This is a genomic window from Lutibacter sp. (genome assembly GCF_040883305.1).
Classification (GTDB): domain Bacteria; phylum Bacteroidota; class Bacteroidia; order Flavobacteriales; family Flavobacteriaceae; genus Lutibacter.
Window position 1 is genome coordinate 1 of sequence record NZ_JBFLKT010000170.1, and the last position, 4,525, is coordinate 4,525.

The 4,525-nt window shown below is 31.3% G+C and carries 4 protein-coding genes; 3 read left to right on the plus strand and 1 reads right to left on the minus strand.

Annotated features, from left to right (window positions below; translation table 11 throughout):
- On the minus strand, positions 1 to 2,981 hold a 2,981-nt coding region (locus AB1Z17_RS05495), incomplete at its 3' end, for a methylmalonyl-CoA mutase family protein (protein WP_368050795.1).
- 389 nt (positions 2,982 to 3,370) lie between these two features.
- Here AB1Z17_RS05495 and AB1Z17_RS05500 point away from each other — a divergent pair.
- The 3 genes from AB1Z17_RS05500 to AB1Z17_RS05510 form a co-directional block, all read left to right on the plus strand.
- Entirely contained in the window at positions 3,371 to 3,901 is a 531-nt protein-coding gene (locus AB1Z17_RS05500) for a DUF4136 domain-containing protein (RefSeq protein WP_368050796.1), read from the plus strand.
- A gap of 68 nt (positions 3,902 to 3,969) precedes the next feature.
- The gene (locus AB1Z17_RS05505) at positions 3,970 to 4,140 is read left to right on the plus strand and encodes a DUF5522 domain-containing protein (RefSeq protein WP_368050797.1); all 171 of its coding nucleotides are present in this window, start codon (positions 3,970 to 3,972) and stop codon (positions 4,138 to 4,140) included.
- Positions 4,141 to 4,145: 5 nt separating this feature from the next.
- Positions 4,146 to 4,525, plus strand: a 380-nt coding sequence (locus AB1Z17_RS05510) for a DUF4197 domain-containing protein (protein WP_368050798.1), incomplete at its 3' end; no start/stop codon positions are given.

The following is a 4,525-nucleotide window of genomic DNA, read 5'->3' on the forward strand; positions in this document are numbered from 1 at the left end:
CCTTGAATTGGGTTTTCGTTTTTTGTTAACCCTAATTCTTTGTTGATTATCAGTTGAATAGCCATTGCTCTGCGCACACTTTCTTCAGTTGGAGTTGTAATTGCTTCGTCATAAGCATTGGTGTGTAAACTGTTGCAATTATCGTAAATGGCGTATAAAGCTTGTAGTGTTGTTCTAATATCATTAAAGTCAATTTCTTGAGCATGTAAGCTTCTACCAGAAGTTTGAATATGATACTTTAGCATTTGTGCACGTGAATTTGCTCCGTATTTATTTTTTAAAGCTTTTGCCCAAATTTTACGAGCAACTCTTCCAATTACAGCATATTCTGGGTCAACTCCATTTGAAAAAAAGAAAGATAAATTAGGACCAAATTTATTAATATCCATTCCTCTAGAAAGATAATACTCAACATAGGTAAATCCGTTTGCTAATGTAAAAGCTAGTTGCGAAATTGGATTTGCACCAGCTTCGGCAATATGATAACCAGAAATTGAAACTGAATAAAAATTACGCACATTGTTTTCTATAAAATATTCTTGTACATCACCCATTAAACGCAAGGCAAATTCGGTAGAAAAAATACAAGTATTTTGTGCTTGATCTTCTTTTAAAATATCTGCTTGAACAGTTCCTCTAACTTTAGAAATTGTTGCGGTTTTAATTTTTTGATAAACTTTAATAGGTAATACCTCATCACCGGTAACACCTAATAATAACAAGCCTAAGCCATTATTTCCTTCAGGTAAATCACCTTGATATTTGGGTCTGTCAACTCCTTTTTTCTTATAAATTGAAGTAATTTTAGTTTCAACCTTATCTTTTAAATCATTTTCTAAAATGTATTTTTCACATTCCTGATCTATTGCTGCATTCATAAAAAAGCCTAACATCATTGGTGCTGGACCATTTATGGTCATAGAAACGGAAGTCATAGGATCTGTTAAATCAAACCCAGAATATAACTTTTTCGCATCGTCTAAACAACAAATAGAAACTCCAGCATTTCCAATTTTCCCATAAATATCAGGACGCACATCTGGATCGTTTCCGTATAAAGTTACAGAGTCAAAAGCGGTAGATAATCGTTTTGCAGGCAAACCTAAACTAACATAATGAAACCGCCTGTTTGTGCGTTCTGGGCTTCCTTCACCTGCAAACATTCTAGTTGGGTCTTCACCAGTTCTTTTAAATGGAAAAAGTCCGGCAGTATATGGAAATTCTCCTGGTACGTTTTCTTCTAAAGTCCAATGTAAAATAGCTCCCCAAGCTTCATATTTTGGTAAAGCTATTTTTGGAATTTGTAAATGAGAAAGTGATTCGCTATGCGTTTTAATATTAATTTCTTTATCACGAACTTTATAGGAATATACATCGTTCTTATAAGATTGCTTTTTAGTTTCCCAGTTTAAAATTAGGTTCCAATTATGTGGATTTAAATCCATTTTAACTCTAGAAAATTCTTTAAAAAGAAGAAAAATAAGTTCTTTAGATTGGTCGCTGATTGGAGTCGAGACCTGTTTCAGAATCTCACCCTCATCCAATCCTATTTGGGTTAATTCAGGTTTGCAATTTGTAACGGATTCAATAGTTTTATAAATACCATATAATTTTTCAGCAACTTCTTTTTGTTGTAAACTATCTTTACTGTAAGCTCTATTATTTTCGGTAATTTCAGATAAATAACGCGTTCTGTTTGGTGGAATTATAAATTGTTTTTCGCTTAAATCTTTAGCGAATTGAAAGCTGCTTTCAAATTTTTGTGTCGTTTTTTCGTTTAGTTTTTCAATTAAAAAACTATATAATCTGTTGGTTCCGGGATCGTTAAATTGTGATGCAATAGTTCCAAAAACAGGCATGTCATCAGTTGCCTTTTCCCATAAATTATGATTGCGTTGATACTGCTTTTTAACATCTCTAAGCGCATCTAAAGCACCGCGTTTATCAAATTTATTCAGTGCAATTACATCGGCAAAATCGAGCATATCAATTTTTTCTAATTGCGTTGCAGCCCCGTATTCTGGAGTCATAACATACATAGAAACATTTGAATGCTCTACAATTTCTGTATCACTTTGTCCAATACCAGAAGTTTCTAAAATTACCAAATCAAAACCCGCAACTTTTAAAATATCAACAGCATCATTTACGTGTTTAGACAGGGCTAAATTAGCTTGGCGTGTAGCTAAAGAACGCATATAAACACGGTTGTTATTAATAGCATTCATTCTAATTCTATCACCTAAAAGGGCACCTCCAGTTTTTCTTTTTGATGGATCTACAGATACAATTGCAATTGTTTTTTGTGGAAAATCGATTAAAAAGCGTCTTACAATTTCATCAACGGTTGAGGACTTTCCAGAACCGCCAGTTCCAGTAATTCCTAAAACTGGAGTTTGAGATTGATTAGATTTTTCTCTTAATTCGTCAATAAAATCAGCATGTTTTTCTGAAAAATTTTCGGCAGCTGAAATGGCAATTGCTAATTGTCTGTTATTTTTATGTTGAAGATCAGAAACTTTAAAATCAACAATTTCGCCAGTTGCAAAATCACTTTTTTCAACCATATCATTAATCATACCCTGTAAACCCATACTTCTACCGTCATCTGGAGAGTAAATTCTTGTGATTCCATAATGCATTAATTCTTCAATTTCTGAAGGAAGAATTACACCGCCACCTCCGCCAAATAATTTAATATGTGAAGCCTTTTTTTCTTTTAAAAGGTCGAACATGTATTTGAAATATTCGGTATGTCCACCTTGATAAGATGTAATTGCAATAGCATTTGCATCTTCTTGAATTGCACAATTTACCACTTCCTCAACACTTCTATCATGACCTAAATGAATAACTTCTACCCCAGTTGCTTGAATGATTCGGCGCATAATGTTTATGGCAGCATCGTGCCCGTCAAAAAGCGAGGCAGCTGTTACAATTCTTACTTTGTTTGCTGGTTTGTATGGTGTGATTTTTTTCATTTCGTAAAATTGTCTAATATTTATGTTGCAATTTATGAATTTTTTAAAAATATAAGTTAATTATTACTAAATAGATAACATTTTCCGAGGAAGTAAGTAGAGGGATAATTTTATATAATTTCAATATTTATATTTTTTAAATTGAAACGAGTATATTAAAAAGATTATTATTTCCTGGAAGATAGCATTTTTAACATACTCATTTCATAATTAATCTTAGTTTATGTAAAAACTTTACTATGGCATTATTATTGATAAGATTATTAAAGTAGAAATAGCAGAAAAAGTTATAGTTATAATGCGGATTGTTAGAATAAAAAATAACTAATCAGTTCTATAATTAATACTGTTAAACATAAAATTTTTTAATAAAGTAAAAATTCAATAAAATGAAAGCCATTAAATTACTTCCGTTAGTCTTACTTTTTTTAGTTGCATCTTGTAGTTCAGTTCGAGTTACTTCAGATTATGATACATCTACTGATTTTTCTCAATATAAAACTTTTGCTTTTTATAAAAAAGGAATAGATAAAGTTGAACTATCAGATTTAGATAAACGTAGAATTTTAAAAGCGGTTGAAAAAGAATTATTGGCTAAAGGCTTTACAAAATCTGAAAACCCCGATGTTTTGGTAAATATTTTTACAAAATCTCGTCAGAAAGTAGACGTGTACAATAACAGTTCAATGCATTTTGGTTGGCACCCTTGGTATTATGGACCTAATTTTGGAATGCATATTTCTAAATATACAGAAGGGACCTTATTTATAGATTTAATAGATGCAGAAAAGAAAGAGTTAGCTTGGCAAGGAATTGGAAGTGGTGGTTTAACAACTTCTGGAAATGTTACTAAAAAGGAAGAAAGAATTAAAGAATTTGTTGCTGAAATAATGTCGAAATATCCGCCTGTAATTGATTAAATACAGTTAAATAAAAATTAAAAACGTTCTGAAATTTCAGAACGTTTTTTTTATGTTATTTTTGCGCCATGGAATTTAATAATATAACTCCGTTAGAAGAAGGAGATTACTATATAAACGAACAAGGTTTTCGTGTTTTTACAGAGAAATACCACTTAAAAAGAGGTTATTGTTGTAAAAATGGTTGTAAACATTGTCCGTTTGGTTATGATAAAAAAACGAATTCATTTAAAAAATAAAACCAATGTTAAAAAGAATACTATTAATTGCAGTAATTATTCAATTTTCTGCTTGTTCAGAGTTACAGCAAGTTATCAATCAACTACCAAATGGAGGAATTACAAACGATCAAATTGCTGGTGGTTTAAAAGAAGCTTTAAATAACGGAATTACAAATCAAGTTACAAAGTTAGCAGTTGACGATGGTTTTTATAAAAATGAATTAACTCGTATTTTGCTTCCAGAGGAATTGCAAAAAGTTGATAATACACTTCGAAAAATTGGCCTATCTAAATTAGCTGATGAAGGTCTAAAAGTATTAAACAGAGCAGCTGAAGATGCCGTTGGAGAGGCAATTCCAATTTTTGTGGATGCAATAAAAGACATGACTTTTACAGATGCAAA

Coding starts and splice junctions, on each gene's coding strand:
- AB1Z17_RS05500 (WP_368050796.1), top strand. CDS start 3,371: ATGAAAGCCATTAAATTACTTCCGTTAGTCTTACTTTTTTTAGTTGCA.
- AB1Z17_RS05505 (WP_368050797.1), top strand. CDS start 3,970: ATGGAATTTAATAATATAACTCCGTTAGAAGAAGGAGATTACTATATA.